This window comes from Amycolatopsis aidingensis (genome assembly GCF_018885265.1).
Lineage (GTDB): Bacteria > Actinomycetota > Actinomycetes > Mycobacteriales > Pseudonocardiaceae > Amycolatopsis > Amycolatopsis aidingensis.
Genome location: NZ_CP076538.1, coordinates 6,831,008 through 6,847,023, shown reverse-complemented (window position 1 = coordinate 6,847,023; position 16,016 = coordinate 6,831,008). Strand labels below are relative to the sequence as shown.

The window sequence follows — 16,016 nt, the reverse complement described above, 5'->3', positions numbered from 1 at the left end:
TCCGGGAGGTGCGATGGGTGCCGAGGTGGTCATCGAGGGTCTGTCCAAGTCCTTCGGCAAGCAGGCCATCTGGCGGGATGTGACGCTGACGCTCCCGCCCGGCGAGGTGTCGGTCATGCTCGGTCCCTCGGGCACCGGCAAATCCGTGTTCCTCAAGTCCATGATCGGGCTGCTGAAGCCGGACCACGGCCGCTGCGTGGTCAACGGGGTGGACATCGTCACCTGCTCCGAGCACAAGCTCTACGAGACGCGGAAGCTGTTCGGAGTGCTGTTCCAGGACGGTGCCCTGTTCGGCTCGATGAACCTCTACGACAACGTCGCCTTTCCGCTGCGCGAGCACACCAAGAAATCCGAATCCGAGATCAAGCGGATCGTGCTGGAAAAGCTGGAAATGACCGGTCTGTCCGGGGCCGAGAAGAAACTGCCCGGCGAGATCTCCGGCGGGATGCGCAAGCGCGCCGGGCTGGCGCGGGCGCTGGTGCTGGACCCGGAGATCATCCTGTGCGACGAGCCGGACTCCGGCCTCGACCCGGTCCGCACGGCCTACCTCTCCCAGCTGCTGATCGACCTGAACGCGCAGATCGACGCCACCATCCTGATCGTTACGCACAACATCAACGTCGCCCGCACCGTCCCGGACAACCTTGGCATGCTGTTCCGCAAGGAACTGGTGATGTTCGGTCCGCGCGAGGTCCTGCTCACCAGCGACGAACCGGTGGTCGAGCAGTTCCTGAACGGCAGGCGGATCGGCCCGATCGGGATGTCGGAGGAGAAGGACTCCGCGCAGATGGCCCGCGAGCAGGCACAGGCCGACGCCGGGCACCACGACGGGTCCACCGAGGACGTGCGCGGCATCGTGCCGCAGATCGAGCCCACCCCCGGCATGCCGGAGCGGATGGGCGTGCGCCGCCGCAAGGACCGGGTGATGAAGATCCTGCACACCCTGCCGCCCGCGGCGCAGGAGGGCATCATCGAGTCGCTGACCCCCGAGGAGCAGCGGCACTACGGTGTCCGCCCGCACCACCTGGTCGGCGCAGGGCACCAGGCCACCCAGCCACTGCCGACGCCGGGGCACGGCCAGCACTCCGGGGAGCTGCCTGCCCAGCAGGTCGCCGACCTGCCCGACTCGGGCTGGCGCGAGCCGGGCGACGGCCCGACCCGGCCCAGACCGAGTGGTAACTCCAGGATGCGGCCGCGAGATCCCGGCCAGGGTGGCTCATGAGCTCAGCGGCCACCCCGGCCAAAGTTCCCGGCATCGGAATGCTGCGTGAGACCGGGAAGCTGTTCGCCCTCGGTCTCGACGTCGCGCGCGGAATCTTCCAGCGACCGTTCCAGGTGCGGGAGTTCATCCAGCAGTCCTGGTTCATCGCGAGCGTCACGATCCTGCCGACCGCGCTGGTGTCCATCCCGTTCGGCGCGCTGGTCGCGCTGCAACTCGGGTCGCTGATCACCCAGCTCGGTGCGGAGTCGTTCATCGGCGCGGCCAGCGTGCTGGCGATCATCCAGCAGGCGGCGCCGATCGTGACCGCGCTGCTGGTCGCCGGCGCGGGCGGCTCCGCGCTCTGCGCGGACATCGGCGCGCGCACGATCCGCGAGGAGATCGACGCCATGGAGGTGCTCGGCGTCTCCGCGGTGCAGCGGCTGATCGTGCCGAGGGTGCTGGCCTGCATGCTGGTCGCCGTCCTGCTCAACGGCGTGGTCAGCGTGATCGGGGTGCTCGGCGGCTACTTCTTCAACGTGGTGCTGCAGGGTGGGACCCCCGGTGCCTACCTGGCCAGCTTCTCCGCGCTCGCCCAGCTGCCGGACCTGTGGATCAGCGAGATCAAGGCGGTGATCTTCGGGTTCATCGCCGGGATCGTCGCCGCCTACCGCGGGCTGAACCCGCCGCCGGGACCGAAGGGCGTCGGCGACGCGGTGAACCAGTCCGTGGTGATCACCTTCCTGCTGCTGTTCTTCGTCAACTTCATCCTCACGCTGCTGTACCTGCAGATCGTGCCGCCGAAGGGGAGTTGATCGCATGACCCTCCTCAGCTCGATCGGCAGGCGGGCCCGCAGGGCGGTGGACGCCCCGTTGGGCATCCTGGACCAGCTCGGCGACCAGCTCGCCTTCTATGTCAAGGCGCTGGCCTGGGTTCCCCGCGCGGTGCGCAGGTACCTGCGCGAGACCATGCGGCTGCTGGCCGAGGTCAGCTTCGGCTCCGGTGCGCTCGCCGTGATCGGCGGCACGGTCGGCGTGATGGTCGGCCTCACCGTGTTCACCGGCATCGTCGTCGGCCTGCAGGGCTACGCCGCACTGGACCAGATCGGCACGGCCGCGTTCGCCGGGTTCGCCTCCGCGTACATCAACACGCGCGAGATCGCCCCGCTGGTGGCCGGGCTCGCGCTGTCCGCGACGGTCGGCGCGGGCTTCACCGCGCAGCTTGGCGCGATGCGCATCTCCGAGGAGATCGACGCGCTGGAGGTGATGGGCGTGCCCAGCCTGCCGTACCTGGTCACCACCCGGATCATCGCCGGGTTCATCGCGGTGATCCCGCTGTACATCATCGGCCTCGTGGTCTCCTATTTCGGATCACGAGTCGTCACGGTGTATTTCTACGGCCAGTCCGCGGGAACCTATGACCATTACTTCAATCTGTTCTTACCCCCGCAGGACGTGTTCATCTCCTTCGCGAAAGTGCTGATCTTCGCGGTGTTCATCATCCTGTCGCACTGCTACTACGGGTACCGCGCCAGCGGCGGCCCCGCGGGCGTCGGCGTGGCGGTCGGCAGGGCCGTGCGCACCACGATCGTCACGGTGGCCATCGTGAACTTCTTCATCGGCTTCGCCATCTGGGGCACCACGACGACGGTGAGGATCGCAGGATGAGGACAGTCACCCGCCGGCTGCTCGGCCTTGGTTTCGTCATCGTCATGGTGGGCCTGGTCTCGCTCAGCATCGCGATGTACAACAAGGCGTTCACCGACTTCGTCACCGTGAAGCTGCGCGCGGACAAGGTGGGCAACCAGCTCGACCGGCAGTCCGATGTCAAGGTGCGCGGGCTGATCGTCGGCACCGTGTACGACGTGGCCGCCACCTCCACCGGCGCCGAGCTCACGCTGCGGCTGGACCCGGAGTCCGCGGATCTGATCCCGCAGAACGTCTCGGCGCGGTTCCTGCCGAAGACCCTGTTCGGTGAGCGGTACGTCGCGCTGCAGATCCCGGACGATCCCGCGCAGCAGCGGCTCACCGACGGGGACGTGATCCCGCAGGACCGCAGCTCGGCCGCGGTGGAGCTGTCCCAGGCGTTCGAGCACCTGCTGCCGGTGCTGCAGGCCGTGCAGCCGCAGAAGCTGTCCAGCACCCTGTCCGCGATCTCCACCTCGTTGCAGGGCAGGGGCAAGCCGCTCGGCCAGACGTTGTCCGAACTGGGCCGCTACCTCGGCGACCTGAACCCGCATGTGCCGCAGCTGCAGGAAAACCTGCGCGAGCTGGCGGATTTCTCGCACAACCTCAGCGACGCCGCGCCCGACCTGGTGCAGACCCTGGACAACCTGACCACCACCTCGCAGACCGTGGTCGACCAGCGGGGCAACCTGCAGGCGCTGTACGGCAATCTCACCCAGGCCTCCACCGACCTGCGCTCCTTCCTGGCCGCGAACGCGGAGAACCTGATCCGGCTCGGCGACTCGGCCCGGCCGACCGCGGAACTGCTCGCCAAGTACGCGCCCGAGTACCCCTGCGTGATCGGGCAGATGGCCGACCTGGTGCCCAAGCTGAACACCGTCTTCGGTAAGGGCACCGACAAGCCGGGCCTGCACGCCACCCTGGAGATCACCAACACCCGCGGGCCGTACAAGGCGGGCGTTGACGAGCCCGAGTTCAACGACAAGCGCGGCCCGCGTTGCTACGCCATGGACGACTACCCGCAACCGTTCCCGCAGCACCCGCCGGAGGGGCCGATCAAGGACGGCACCTCGCAGCCGCCCGCCGCCCGCTCGGTGAACGACGGCCTGCTGCCGCCAGCCAACGCCGAGAAGGTCGCCAGTGGGGGCGGCGCCGTGGCCGGTAGCCCCGCCTACACTCCGGCCGAGCACGATTTCCTTTCCCAGCTGGTCGGCCCGCAGGTCGGGATGGACCCGGCCGAGGTGCCCGGCTGGAGCGGCCTGCTGGTCGGGCCGCTGTACCGCGGGGCGGAGGTGAGCTTCGAGTGAAAATCGTCGCGCCGCTGGTCAAGCTCACCATCTTCATCGTGGTCACCGTGCTGTTCACCGCGGTACTCGGGATCAGCATCGCCAACCTGAACCTGAGCGACACCAGGAGCTACACCGCCCGGTTCTCCGATGTGACCCTGCTGCTGCCCAATGACGACGTGCGGATCGCGGGCGTGCGGGTCGGCCAGGTGGAGGACGTGCGGATCGTGGACCGGCGCCAGGCCGAGGTGGAGTTCGCCGTGGACTCCGGCCGCAAGCTGCCCGCGGGGGTGACCGCGGCGGTCAAGTTCCGCAACCTTGTCGGCCAGCGGTACCTCGCGCTCGGCCAGGGCGAGGGCGATCCGAACAAGCTGCTCGAACCGGGCGGCAACATCCCGATCGAGCGGACCACGCCCGCGCTCGACCTGACCGAGCTGTTCAACGGGTTCAAACCGCTGTTCACCGCCCTGTCCCCGGAGGACGTGAACACCCTTTCCCGGCAGATCATCCAGGTGCTGCAGGGTGAGGGCGGCACGGTGGAGAGCCTGCTCGCGCACACCGCCTCGCTGACCACCAAGATCGCGCAGAAGGACCAGGTGATCGGCGAGCTGATCGACAACCTGAACGGCGTGCTGGACACGGTGAACGCCCGTACCCCGCAGCTGACCGACCTGATCAGCAGGCTGCAGCAGCTGGTCTCCGGCCTCGCACAGGACAGCGAGCCGATCGGGGACGCGATCGACGCGCTGGGCGGCCTCGCCGAGACCACCTCCGGGTTGCTGGCCGAGGCCAGGCAGCCGCTCAAACAGGACATCGACGCGCTGGGCACCCTGGTCGGCAACCTGAACAAGGACGAACCGCTGGTCGAGCACTTCATCCAGTTCCTCCCGGAGAAGGCCGCCAGCATGGCGCGCACCGCCGACTACGGCTCGTGGTTCAACTTCTACCTGTGCTCGGCCGAGGGCAGTATCGCGCTGCCGCCGCTGATCAACGAGCCGATCAACCTGCCGGTGCTGCCCACCACCAGGGAGAGGTGCGGGGCATGAAGTCCTTTCAGTGTCTTCCTCCAGCACGCGGGCTGGCCTTCGGCCGGGGCGCGCGCCCCTACTCACCTGTTGCGACAGCGCGGAGGTGGGCATGAAGTCCTTCCAGAAACGCAACCCGATCCCGATCGCGCTGGTCGGCATCACCGTGATCGTGCTCGGCATGGTCGCCGCGCTGAACTCCGACGACCTGCCGCTGATCGGCTCCGGCACCACCTACACCGCGGACTTCAGCGAGGCGGCCGGGCTGCAACCGGACGACGAGGTCCGGATCGCCGGGATCAAGGTCGGCAAGGTCTCGGATATCGAGCTGAACGGTGACCGGGTCCGGGTCTCCTTCCAGGTGAAGGACGCCTGGCTCGGCGACCGCACCAACGCGATGATCAAGATCAAGACGCTGCTGGGACAGAAGTACGTCGCGCTGGACCCGGTGGGGCAGCGGCCGTTGCGCCCGGCCGAAACGATCCCGCTGGAGCGCACCACCGCGCCCTACGACGTGCTCGAGGCCTTCCGCGGGCTGTCCACCACGGTGGACGAGATCGACACCGACCAGCTGGCACAGAGCTTCGACGTGCTGTCCGAGACGCTCTCGGACACCCCGGACGACGTGCGCGGCGCGCTCACCGGGCTCTCCCAGCTGTCCGAGACCATCGCCAAGCGGGACAACAAGCTGGCCGCGCTGCTGGCCAACACCCGGCAGATCAGCGGGACGCTCGCCGACCGGGATGCCCAGGTCAAGAAGCTGATCGAGGACGGAAACCAGCTGCTGCGGGAGATCTCCCGGCGCAAGCAGGCGATCAGCACCCTGCTGCAGGGGACCCAGACCCTTTCCACCGAGCTGCAGGGGCTGATCGACGACAACAACGAGCAGCTCGGGCCGGTACTGGATCAGCTCGACCAGCTCACCACGATGCTGCAGCGCAACCAGGACGCCCTCGGCGAGGGGCTCAAGCAGTACGCCCCGTTCCTGCGCCTGTTCAACAACACCATCGGCAACGGGCGCTGGTTCGACAACTACATCTGCGGCCTGCTGCTGCCCTCGGTCGGGCCACTGAACGAGGAGGGGTGTAACGCATCATGACGGACACCCGCTTCGGACAGAGCGTCTACCGCTGGCTGGCCATCGCCTGCGTGCTGCTGCTCGTGGTGGCAGGCGGCCTGTGGTGGACCCTGCGGGACGCCAACACCAAGCACGCCACCGCGTTCTTCCCCACCACGGTCGGCCTGTACGAGGGCAACGACGTCCGGGTGCTTGGCGTGAAGACCGGCACGGTCACCGACGTCCAGCCGCTCGGCGACCGGGTCAAGGTGGAACTGGAGTACGACCGCGCGGTGGACGTGCCCGCGGGCGCGCGGGCGGTGATCGTCGCGCCGTCCCTGGTCTCCGACCGGTACGTGCAGTTCACCCCCGCCTACACCGGCGGGCCGGCCATGGCCGAGGGCACGGTCATCCCGATGGAGCGCACCGCGGTCCCGCTCGAGGTGGACGAGCTCTACGCCAGCCTGAGCCGGGTGAGCGAGTCGCTTGGCCCGGAGGGGGCGAACAAGGACGGTTCGCTGACCAGGCTGCTGGACACCCTGGCGGAGAACTTCGACGGCAACGGCAAGCAGCTGCACAACACCATCAAGAAGCTCGGGCAGGCCGCGGGCACCCTCTCCGGCAACTCGCAGGACCTGTTCGCCACCATCCAGAACCTCGGGGACTTCTCCACCACCCTGGCGCAGAGCGACGGGCAGGTGCGGCAGTTCGAGCGCCAGCTGGCCGATGTCAGCGGGTTCCTCGCCAGCGAGCGGGAGAACCTGGCCACCACCGTGCGCCAGCTGGGCAGCACGCTGGGCTCGGTACGCCAGTTCATCGAGGACAACCGCGCCAAGGTGAAGTCCAATGTGGACAAACTGGCGAGCGTGACCAGGGTGCTGGTCGAGCAGCGCGCCTCGCTGGCCGAGATCCTCGATGTCGCGCCTGTCGCCCTTGGCAACGTGGTGAACAGCTACAACGCCTCCTCCGGCACGCTGGACGCGCGGGCCAACCTGAACGAGCTCACCCAGCCGCCGATCGTGATGATCTGCAACCTGCTCAAGCAGACCCCGGAGGCGCTGGACTTCCTCGGCGACACCTGCGGCACCCTGGCGCCGGTGCTGGACGGCCTTGTCCCGCTGCCCTCGGTGGCGCAGACCATCTACGCGCTGGAGCACCGCCAGCTGCCCCCGCTGCCGTTGCCGATCGCAGGCGCGCTCTACGGCACGCCACAGGGAGGTGGTCAGTGATGGCCCTGCGGCGCAAGGTGGCCGCCCTGCTGTGTGCGGGCGGACTGTTGACCGTGAGCGGTTGCAGCGACTTCACCGGTATCTACGACGTCCCGCTACCCGGCGGTGCCGACCTCGGCGAGGACCCCTACCGGGTCGAGGTCGAGTTCCGGAACGTGCTGGACCTGGTGCCCCAGGCCGGGGTCAAGGTGAACGAGGTGGCGGTCGGCAGGGTGGAGCGCATCGGGCTGACCGACGGTGGCTGGACCGCCGAGGTCACCCTGCTGGTGAACGGGAAGGTCGACCTACCGGCCAACGCGCTGGCGAACCTGCGCCAGTCCAGCCTGCTCGGCGAGAAGTACGTCGAGCTCACCCCGCCGCCGCAGCAGGAGGCGGTGGGCAAGCTCGAGGACGGGGCCCGGATCCCGATCGAGCGGACCAACCGCAACGTCGAGGTGGAGGAGGTGCTCGGCGCGCTGTCCATGCTGCTCAACGGCGGCGGCGTGGAGCAGCTGAACACCATCACCAAGGAACTGAACAACGTCACCGAGGGCAACGAGCAGAGCATCAAGGCGCTGCTGGACCACGCGGAGGAGCTGGTCAGCAGCCTGGACGAGCAGTCGGACTCGATCACCCGCGCGCTGGACGGGCTGAACCGGCTGGCCAGCACGCTGAACCGGCAGCGGGACACGATCGCGCACGCGATCGACAACCTCGCCCCCGGGTTGCAGGTGCTCGAGCAGCAACGCGGCCAGCTGGTCACCATGTTGCAGGCGTTGGAGGACCTGTCGGCGGTCGCGGTGGACACGGTCAACCGCAGCCAGGAGGACCTGGTGGCGAACCTGCGGGCGCTGCTGCCCACCCTGCGCAAGCTGGGCGAGGCCGGTTCGGACCTGCCGAAGGCACTGGAGGTGCTGTTCACCTTCCCGTTCAACGACGCGGCGGTGGACGGCGTGAAGGGTGACTACTTCAACCTGTACGCCAAGATCGACCTGAATCTCGCCGAGGTCATGGCCAACCTGGGCCGCAGCCGCAACAAGCTGCCGATCGTCGGCGACCTGGTGCCCAGCCAGGAGGGTGAGCAGCCCGGCGCCCCGCCACCGTTGCCGCTGCCCGGTGACGAGGCCGCGGGCACCCAGGCCCGGCAGCAGCAGGGCCAGGGCGGCCAGCCGCAGCAGCAACAACAGCAACAGCAGCAGACCGGGGTCGCCGGGATCTTCGACGTCCTTTCCGGTGGCGCAGGGGGTGTCGGCTGATGTTGGTACGCAGGACGAGGCTCCAGCTCGTCGCCTTCGCGATCATCTCGGTAGTGGCCGTGGTGTACGCGCTGATCCGGTTCACCGATGTAGAGCGAGCGTTCGGCGCGGGCGGGTACACCGTGCGGCTGCAGCTGGACTCCTCCGGTGGCATCTTCTCCAACGCCGAGGTCACCTACCGCGGGTACAACATCGGCCGGGTCGGCGAGCTCCGGCTGACCAGAACCGGCCTGGAAGCCGCCCTGGACATCGAACCGGACACCCCGCCGGTGCCGACCGACCTGCGGGCCGTGGTCGCCAACCGGTCGGCGGTCGGGGAGCAGTACGTCGACCTGCAGCCGGCCTCACCCGGCGGGCCGTTCCTCGAGGATGGCTCGGTGATCCCCGCGGAGAAGACCAAGACCCCGGTCAGCACCGCCGAGGTCGTCGAGGACCTGGACAGCCTGGCCGCCTCGGTGCCGACCGACTCGCTGCGCACCGTGGTCGACGAGTCCTATGATGCCTTCTCCGGCACCGGCCAGGACCTGCAGATCCTGATGGACACCGCGCGCTCGTTCACCCGCAGCGCGCAGGAGTACCTTCCGGAGACGGTCACCCTGATCGAGCAGGGCGGGACGGTGCTGCGCACGCAGAACGACCTGGCCGGCTCGATGAAGTCGTTCAGCAGCGACCTGAACAAGCTGAGCGAGACGCTGAAGAACTCCGACGCCGACATCCGGCAGCTGATCGGGATCACCCCGCAGGTGGCCAACCAGGTCAGCGAGGTGATCGCCGAGTCGGGGCCCGGCCTCGGCGCGCTGCTGGCGAACCTGCTCACCACCTCGAACCTGATCGAGCCCCGGCAGGACGGACTGGAGCAGATGCTGGTGACCTACCCGCTGCTCAGCGTGGGTGCACAGACCGTGGCGCCGGGGGACGGGACCGCGCATCTCGGGCTGGCGCTGAACTTCTTCGACCCGCCGACCTGCACCAAGGGTTACCCGAGGGCGCAGGCCGAGCTGGAGGGCGAGGACGGCTACCGGGCAGGTTCGAACACCACCCCCCGCCCGCCGGACAGCGAGGCCTACTGCGCCGAGCCGCAGGGCAGCCCGATCAGTGTGCGCGGGTCGCAGAACGTTCCGTACCACGGCGTCCCCCAGTTGCCGAGCGATGAGCAGGTGGAGGCGAACAAGAACCGGCCGGAGGAGCAACTCGCCTCCCTGCGCGGCGTGCCCGGGCCCGCGGGCGGCCCGGCGCTCACCCGAATGGGTCTACCCAGGCTGCTCGGGTTGCCGGGTTGACAGGCATCTGACACCGCCTACCTACTCTGGAGTTTCATGAGTTCCGACGAGCAGCGGCCCGAGCGGGCCGAGGAGGACCCGGCCGAGACCCCGGCCGCGGAGTCCGCCACCACGGCCGCTGAACGGACCGCGGAAACCGAAGACACCGCGGCGTCCGAGGAGCCCGAGGCGTCCGAGGATGCCCAGGGCACCGAGGACACCGGGGACACCGCCGATGCCGGGTCCGGGCAGGACGCCGGGCGGGACGACAAGCTGCCCAAGCGCCTGGTGTTCGCCGCCGGGGCGCTGGCGGTGGCGGCGCTGGTGACCGCGGGTGTGTTCGGCGTGCAGTGGTGGAGCGCGGCCGCCGACGACAACATCGACCTCGCGCAGGCCCGCGAGGAGGTGATCCGGGTGGGCAGCTCCGCGGTCAAGGCCTTCACCGAGCTGGACTACAACAAGCCCGACCAGTTCTTCGACCGTTCGGTCGCCGTCTCGACCGACGAGCTCGCCGAACAGATCAACAACGCCCGCGAGTCGAACAAGAAGCAGATGCTGGAGGCGAAGACGGTCGCCAACACCACGGTGCTGGACCTCGCCGTGGACGAGCTGAACGACCACGAGGGCAAGGCCCGCTTCCTCGCCGCCATCCAGGTCGAGGTGACGAAGGGCGACCAGACCAGCGTCAAGCCGATGCGGATCGAGGTCGAGATGAGCAGGGTCGACGAGGGCGGCGACCAGGTGTGGAAGGTCTCCGGGATCAGCCAGGTGCCGGTGATCGGCGCGGGGCAGTAACGAACCCGGCGACCGCGGGCGTTCGCAGGCGCAGCAACAGTCAGATCGGAGCCAGTGTTGTCATCCTCCCGTCGCAAGCCTCCGGGCAGTGGGCCGTCGCGCAGGCCCCGCGTGGCCGGGCTGAACAAGCCTGGCACCGGCCCGAGCCCGCGTCCCCGCCCTCGTCCGGCCGAGGACGAGCAGGAGGCCCCCGAACAGCCGCCCGAGGAGCAGCCGTCGACCGCGGAGCCGGAACCGGAACCGCAGGCCGAGGCCGAGCCGGAGACCGGCACTGAAGAGGCCGAGGTCGAGCAGGTGGACGCACTCACCGGGGAGCCGGAGCCCGCCAGGGACCGGCCGCGGCCGAGCCCGCGCCGCAAGGCCAGGGACGAGGGCGCGCCGAAACCGTCCTCCACCGAGGAGGCCGAGCAGCAGGCGGAGCACGCCGAGCGGACCGAGAGCCACCAGGAAGGCTCGGACGGCGCGGCGGAGGCGGATTCCACGGACGGCGCCGAGCCCGCGGCGAAGCCGCGCCGCTCGCGCCGCTCCCTGTTCCGGCTGGCTGCGCTGCTGCTGGTGGCCGCGCTGGCCTTCGCAGCCCTTGCCGTGTACTTCCGGATGGAGGGCAACCAGGTGAGTGCCGCGACCAACAACACGGCGCTGGTGGATGTGGCGCGTACCGCGCAGGTCGAGCAGGAGGTCAGCGCGGCGGTCGAGAAGCTGTTCTCCTACGACTTCAACGACATCGCCAAGACCGAGCAGGCGGCGCAGGAACTGCTGGTCAACGACGAGGTGTGCGGCCAGTACCAGCGGCAGTTCGCCGAGGTGAAACGGCTCGCGCCGGAACAGAAGATGGTGGTGACCACCAAGGTCACCAGGGCCGCTGTGATCATGCTCGACGGGGACCGGGCGAAGGTGCTGGTGTTCGTGGACCAGACCTCCACCAGGACCGATCAGAACAAGAGCTCGGCCGGTGGCTCGCAGCTTTCGGTTACCACCGAACTGCGGGACGGGCAGTGGAAGATCACCGGTCTGGACACCTACACCCAGGAACCGGAGCCCGACCCGAACGAGGAACTGCCTTCCTGTTCCTGAGAATTGTTCGTCCGCGAACAATTCTCGTTCGATAGTGAGATTGGTCACAGCTTTCGTCCATGCTGTGCCGTGCGGTGCTCTGTCCCTGGACCCTGCTCGGGGTAGTGAGCGGACCTGTGCGGCCCACGGCTGCCCGGCTCCACCGGGCAGGCACCCCGGTTGGTCCGCGCGGGGGAGGAGCCCTCCGGGGGCGTGTCCCGGGCACGGAATTTCCTCGAGTTCGTCGCATAGCGGCGGCGCTGGGCCCGGTATGAGGCCCTGGACGAGGCACGATGCCGGTTCCGGGGTGCAGGCTGACCGATCCGGTACTGGTCCAACCGGGCGGGTACGGCGCGTGGACGCTTGACTCCCGGACGCATGGAGGTCACGCTTACTGCCAGCGGCATCGCTCATGCGGGAGGCGAGCCGGAAGACGAGCCATCGAGGCTGGGCGCCATCTGGCGAGCCCCCTCGACAGATGCTGTCTTCGGGGCTAGACTGCTTCTTTGCGCTGCCCACTTTCATGCTGCCCTGACACGGTAGTTACGATGGTCGGCACCACCGCACCCTTGACAGCTCGTGTTACCAGTTGCTAACGCGGCTGCGCAACCGCTATGTCCCCGGAAGGACGCATCTTGGCAGTCTCTCCCGCGAACCAGGCCACTGCTGCGACCACCTCGGCATCCACGTCAACGGGAATTCCCGGAGCCCCCACCCGGGTCTCCTTCGCGAAGATTCGCGAGCCGCTGAGCACTCCCAACCTGCTTGATGTGCAGATCCGTTCGTTCGAATGGTTCACCGGTGACGAGGCGTGGTTCGAGCGTCGCGTCAACGAGGGCGAGGAGAACCCGACCGGCGGTCTCGAGGAAGTTCTCAACGAGATCTCGCCGGTGGAGGATTTCTCCGGCTCCATGTCCCTCTCCTTCTCCGACCCGCGCTTCGACGAGGTGAAGGCCTCGGTCGAGGAGTGCAAGGACAAGGACATGACCTACGCGGCGCCGCTGTTCGTGACCGCCGAGTTCGTCAACAACAACACCGGTGAGATCAAGAGCCAGACGGTCTTCATGGGCGACTTCCCCGTGATGACCGACAAGGGCACCTTCATCATCAACGGCACCGAGCGCGTGGTCGTCTCGCAGCTCGTGCGCTCGCCCGGTGTCTACTACGACCAGGCCGTCGACAAGACGACGGACAAGGACGTCTTCAGCGTCAAGATCATCCCGAGCCGGGGTGCGTGGCTCGAGTTCGACGTCGACAAGCGGGACACCGTCGGGGTGCGGATCGACCGCAAACGCCGCCAGCCGGTCACCGTGCTGCTGAAGGCGCTTGGCTGGACCGCCGAGGCCATCCGGGAGCGGTTCTCCTTCTCCGAGACGCTGCTGGCCACCCTGGAGAAGGACCACACCGCGGGCACCGACGAGGCGCTGCTGGACATCTACCGCAAGCTGCGCCCCGGCGAGCCGCCGACCAAGGAGAGCGCGCAGACCCTGCTGGAGAACCTGTTCTTCAAGGACAAGCGCTACGACCTGGCCAAGGTCGGCCGGTACAAGCTGAACAAGAAGCTCGGCCTGAGCCTGCCCTACGACACGGGCACGCTCACCGAAGAGGACATCGTCACCACCATCGAGTACCTGGTCCGGCTGCACGCGGGCGAGGACAAGATGACCACCGGCACCGGTGAGGACGCGGTCACCGTCCCGGTGGAGACCGATGACATCGACCACTTCGGCAACCGCAGGCTGCGCACCGTCGGCGAGCTGATCCAGAACCAGATCCGGGTCGGTCTTTCCCGGATGGAGCGCGTGGTCCGGGAGCGGATGACGACCCAGGACGTCGAGGCGATCACGCCGCAGACCCTGATCAACATCCGCCCGGTCACCGCGGCGATCCGGGAGTTCTTCGGCACCTCCCAGCTGTCCCAGTTCATGGACCAGAACAACCCGCTGTCCGGGCTCACCCACAAGCGCCGCCTCTCGGCGCTGGGCCCCGGCGGGCTGTCCAGGGAGCGCGCCGGCATGGACGTCCGGGACGTGCACCCTAGCCACTACGGCCGGATGTGCCCGATCGAGACGCCGGAAGGCCCGAACATCGGCCTGATCGGCTCGCTGTGCTCCTACGGGCGGGTCAACCCCTTCGGGTTCATCGAGACCCCGTACCGCAAGGTGGTCGAGGGCCAGGTCACCGACCAGGTCGACTACCTGACCGCGGACGAGGAGGACCGCTTCGTCAAGGCGCAGGCCAACGCGCCGGTGGACGCGGACGGCTACTTCGTCGAGGACAAGGTCCTCGGTCGCCGCAAGGGCGGCGAGGTCGAGCTGATCGACCCGCTGGAAGTGGACTACATGGACGTCTCGCCGCGGCAGATGGTGTCGGTGGCGACGGCCATGATCCCCTTCCTCGAGCACGACGACGCCAACCGCGCGCTGATGGGTGCGAACATGCAGCGCCAGGCGGTGCCGCTGCTGCGCAACGAGGCCCCGCTGGTGGGCACCGGGGTGGAGCTGACCGCCGCGGTGGACGCCGGGGACGTGCTGGTCGCCGAGCAGGCCGGGGTGGTCGAGGAGGTCTCCGCCGACCTGGTCGTGGTGATGCACGACGACGGCAGCCGCAAGAGCTACGGGCTGTACAAGTTCCGCCGCTCCAACGCAGGCACCTGCTACAACCACCGGCCGGTGGTGGCCGAGGGTGACCGGGTGGAGAAGGGCCAGGTCATCGCGGACGGGCCGTCCACCGAACAGGGTGAGATGGCGCTCGGCAAGAACCTGCTGGTCGCGGTCATGCCCTGGGAGGGCCACAACTACGAGGACGCCATCGTCATCTCGCAGCGGCTGGTCCAGGACGACGTGCTCACCTCGATCCACATCGAGGAGCACGAGATCGACGCCCGGGACACCAAGCTCGGTGCCGAGGAGATCACCAGGGACATCCCGAACGTCTCCGAGGAGGTCCTCGCGGACCTGGACGAGCGCGGCATCATCCGGATCGGCGCCGAGGTCAGGGACGGCGACATCCTGGTCGGTAAGGTCACCCCGAAGGGTGAGACCGAGCTGACCCCTGAGGAGCGGCTGCTGCGCGCGATCTTCGGCGAGAAGGCCCGCGAGGTCAGGGACACCTCGCTGAAGGTCCCGCACGGCGAGACCGGCAAGGTCATCGGCATCCGGGTGTTCTCCCGCGAGGACGACGACGAGCTGCCCCCTGGGGTGAACGAGCTGGTCCGGGTCTACGTGGCGAAGAAGAGCAAGATCCAGGACGGCGACAAGCTCGCAGGCAGGCACGGCAACAAGGGCGTCATCGGCAAGATCCTGCCGGTCGAGGACATGCCGTTCATGGAGGACGGCACCCCGGTCGACATCGTGCTGAACACCCACGGTGTGCCGCGAAGGATGAACATCGGCCAGATCCTGGAGCTGCATCTGGGCTGGCTGGCCTCACAGGGCTGGAAGATCGAGGGCAACCCGGACTGGGCGAAGAGCCTGCCCGAGGACCTCTTCGACGTGGCACCCGGCACGAACACCGCGACCCCGGTGTTCGACGGCGCCAAGGAGGAGGAGCTCACCGGGCTGCTCGGCTGCACCAAGCCGAACCGGGACGGCGACCGGATGGTCCAGCCGGATGGCAAGGCGACGCTGCTGGACGGCCGCTCCGGCGAGCCGTTCCCGTACCCGGTGGCGGTCGGCTACATGTACATCCTGAAGCTGCACCACATGGTGGACGACAAGATCCACGCCCGGTCCACCGGTCCGTACTCGATGATCACCCAGCAGCCGCTCGGCGGTAAGGCCCAGTTCGGTGGCCAGCGCTTCGGTGAGATGGAGTGCTGGGCGATGCAGGCCTACGGCGCGGCGTACACGCTGCAGGAGCTGCTCACCATCAAGTCGGACGACAAGCTCGGCCGGGTGAAGGTCTACGAGGCCATCGTCAAGGGCGAGAACATGCCCGACCCCGGCGTGCCGGAGTCCTTCAAGGTGCTGCTCAAGGAGCTGCAGTCGCTGTGCCTGAACGTGGAGGTGCTCTCCAGCGACGGGGCCGCGATCGAGATGCGTGGCTCGGACGACGAGGACCTGGAGCGGGCCGCCGCCAACCTCGGCATCAACCTGTCCCGCAACGAGTCGCCCTCGGTGGACGACGTCGTTCAATGACCCAGCCGCCTGAGTGGGGGCACTCCTCCCGCGTGCCCCCACTCAGGTAGCCGA

Annotated in this window: 12 protein-coding genes; all 12 read left to right on the top strand. The window is 68.3% G+C overall.

Annotation, left to right across the window (positions count from 1 at the left end):
- Window positions 1–13: 13 nt before the first annotated feature.
- The 12 genes from KOI47_RS31305 (at window position 14) to rpoB (ending at window position 15,962) form a co-directional block, all read left to right on the top strand.
- Window positions 14–1,222 carry an ABC transporter ATP-binding protein gene (locus tag KOI47_RS31305; RefSeq protein ID WP_216210533.1) on the top strand — a complete coding sequence of 403 codons (1,209 nt, stop codon included), beginning with the start codon at window positions 14–16 and terminating at the stop codon, window positions 1,220–1,222.
- Window positions 1,219–2,013, top strand: a complete 795-nt coding sequence (locus tag KOI47_RS31300; protein ID WP_216210531.1) for an MlaE family ABC transporter permease — start codon at window positions 1,219–1,221, stop codon at window positions 2,011–2,013. Before KOI47_RS31305 ends, KOI47_RS31300 begins: the two co-directional genes overlap by 4 nt.
- A 4-nt stretch (window positions 2,014–2,017) precedes the next feature.
- Entirely contained in the window at window positions 2,018–2,866 is an 849-nt protein-coding gene (locus tag KOI47_RS31295; protein WP_216210529.1) for an MlaE family ABC transporter permease, read from the top strand.
- Complete coding sequence (locus tag KOI47_RS31290; protein WP_216210527.1) at window positions 2,863–4,191, top strand: MCE family protein; 1,329 nt, start codon at window positions 2,863–2,865, stop codon at window positions 4,189–4,191. The genes KOI47_RS31295 and KOI47_RS31290 overlap by 4 nt, the downstream gene beginning before the upstream one ends.
- A 2-nt stretch (window positions 4,192–4,193) precedes the next feature.
- The gene (locus KOI47_RS31285; protein ID WP_216217684.1) at window positions 4,194–5,216 is read left to right on the top strand and encodes an MCE family protein; all 1,023 of its coding nucleotides are present in this window, start codon (window positions 4,194–4,196) and stop codon (window positions 5,214–5,216) included.
- Between the two features lie 91 nt (window positions 5,217–5,307).
- On the top strand, window positions 5,308–6,294 hold the full coding sequence (locus tag KOI47_RS31280; RefSeq protein ID WP_216210526.1) for an MCE family protein: 987 nt from the start codon (window positions 5,308–5,310) through the stop codon (window positions 6,292–6,294).
- Complete coding sequence (locus tag KOI47_RS31275) at window positions 6,291–7,481, top strand: MCE family protein (RefSeq protein ID WP_216210524.1); 1,191 nt, start codon at window positions 6,291–6,293, stop codon at window positions 7,479–7,481. Before KOI47_RS31280 ends, KOI47_RS31275 begins: the two co-directional genes overlap by 4 nt.
- Window positions 7,481–8,716 (top strand): MCE family protein, encoded by a 1,236-nt coding sequence (locus tag KOI47_RS31270; protein WP_216210522.1) that lies wholly within the window; start codon window positions 7,481–7,483, stop codon window positions 8,714–8,716. The genes KOI47_RS31275 and KOI47_RS31270 overlap by 1 nt, the downstream gene beginning before the upstream one ends.
- A complete protein-coding gene (locus KOI47_RS31265) occupies window positions 8,716–9,996 on the top strand; it encodes an MCE family protein (RefSeq protein WP_216210520.1) in 1,281 nt (426 codons plus the stop codon). The genes KOI47_RS31270 and KOI47_RS31265 overlap by 1 nt, the downstream gene beginning before the upstream one ends.
- 36 nt (window positions 9,997–10,032) lie before the next feature.
- Entirely contained in the window at window positions 10,033–10,770 is a 738-nt protein-coding gene (locus KOI47_RS31260) for a hypothetical protein (protein ID WP_232376374.1), read from the top strand.
- A gap of 111 nt (window positions 10,771–10,881) precedes the next feature.
- Window positions 10,882–11,844, top strand: coding sequence for an ICP22 family protein (locus KOI47_RS31255; RefSeq protein WP_232376373.1), 963 nt, complete (start codon window positions 10,882–10,884; stop codon window positions 11,842–11,844).
- Window positions 11,845–12,458: 614 nt separating this feature from the next.
- Window positions 12,459–15,962, top strand: a complete 3,504-nt coding sequence (gene rpoB / locus KOI47_RS31250) for a DNA-directed RNA polymerase subunit beta (protein WP_216210516.1) — start codon at window positions 12,459–12,461, stop codon at window positions 15,960–15,962.
- Window positions 15,963–16,016 lie beyond the last annotated feature (54 nt).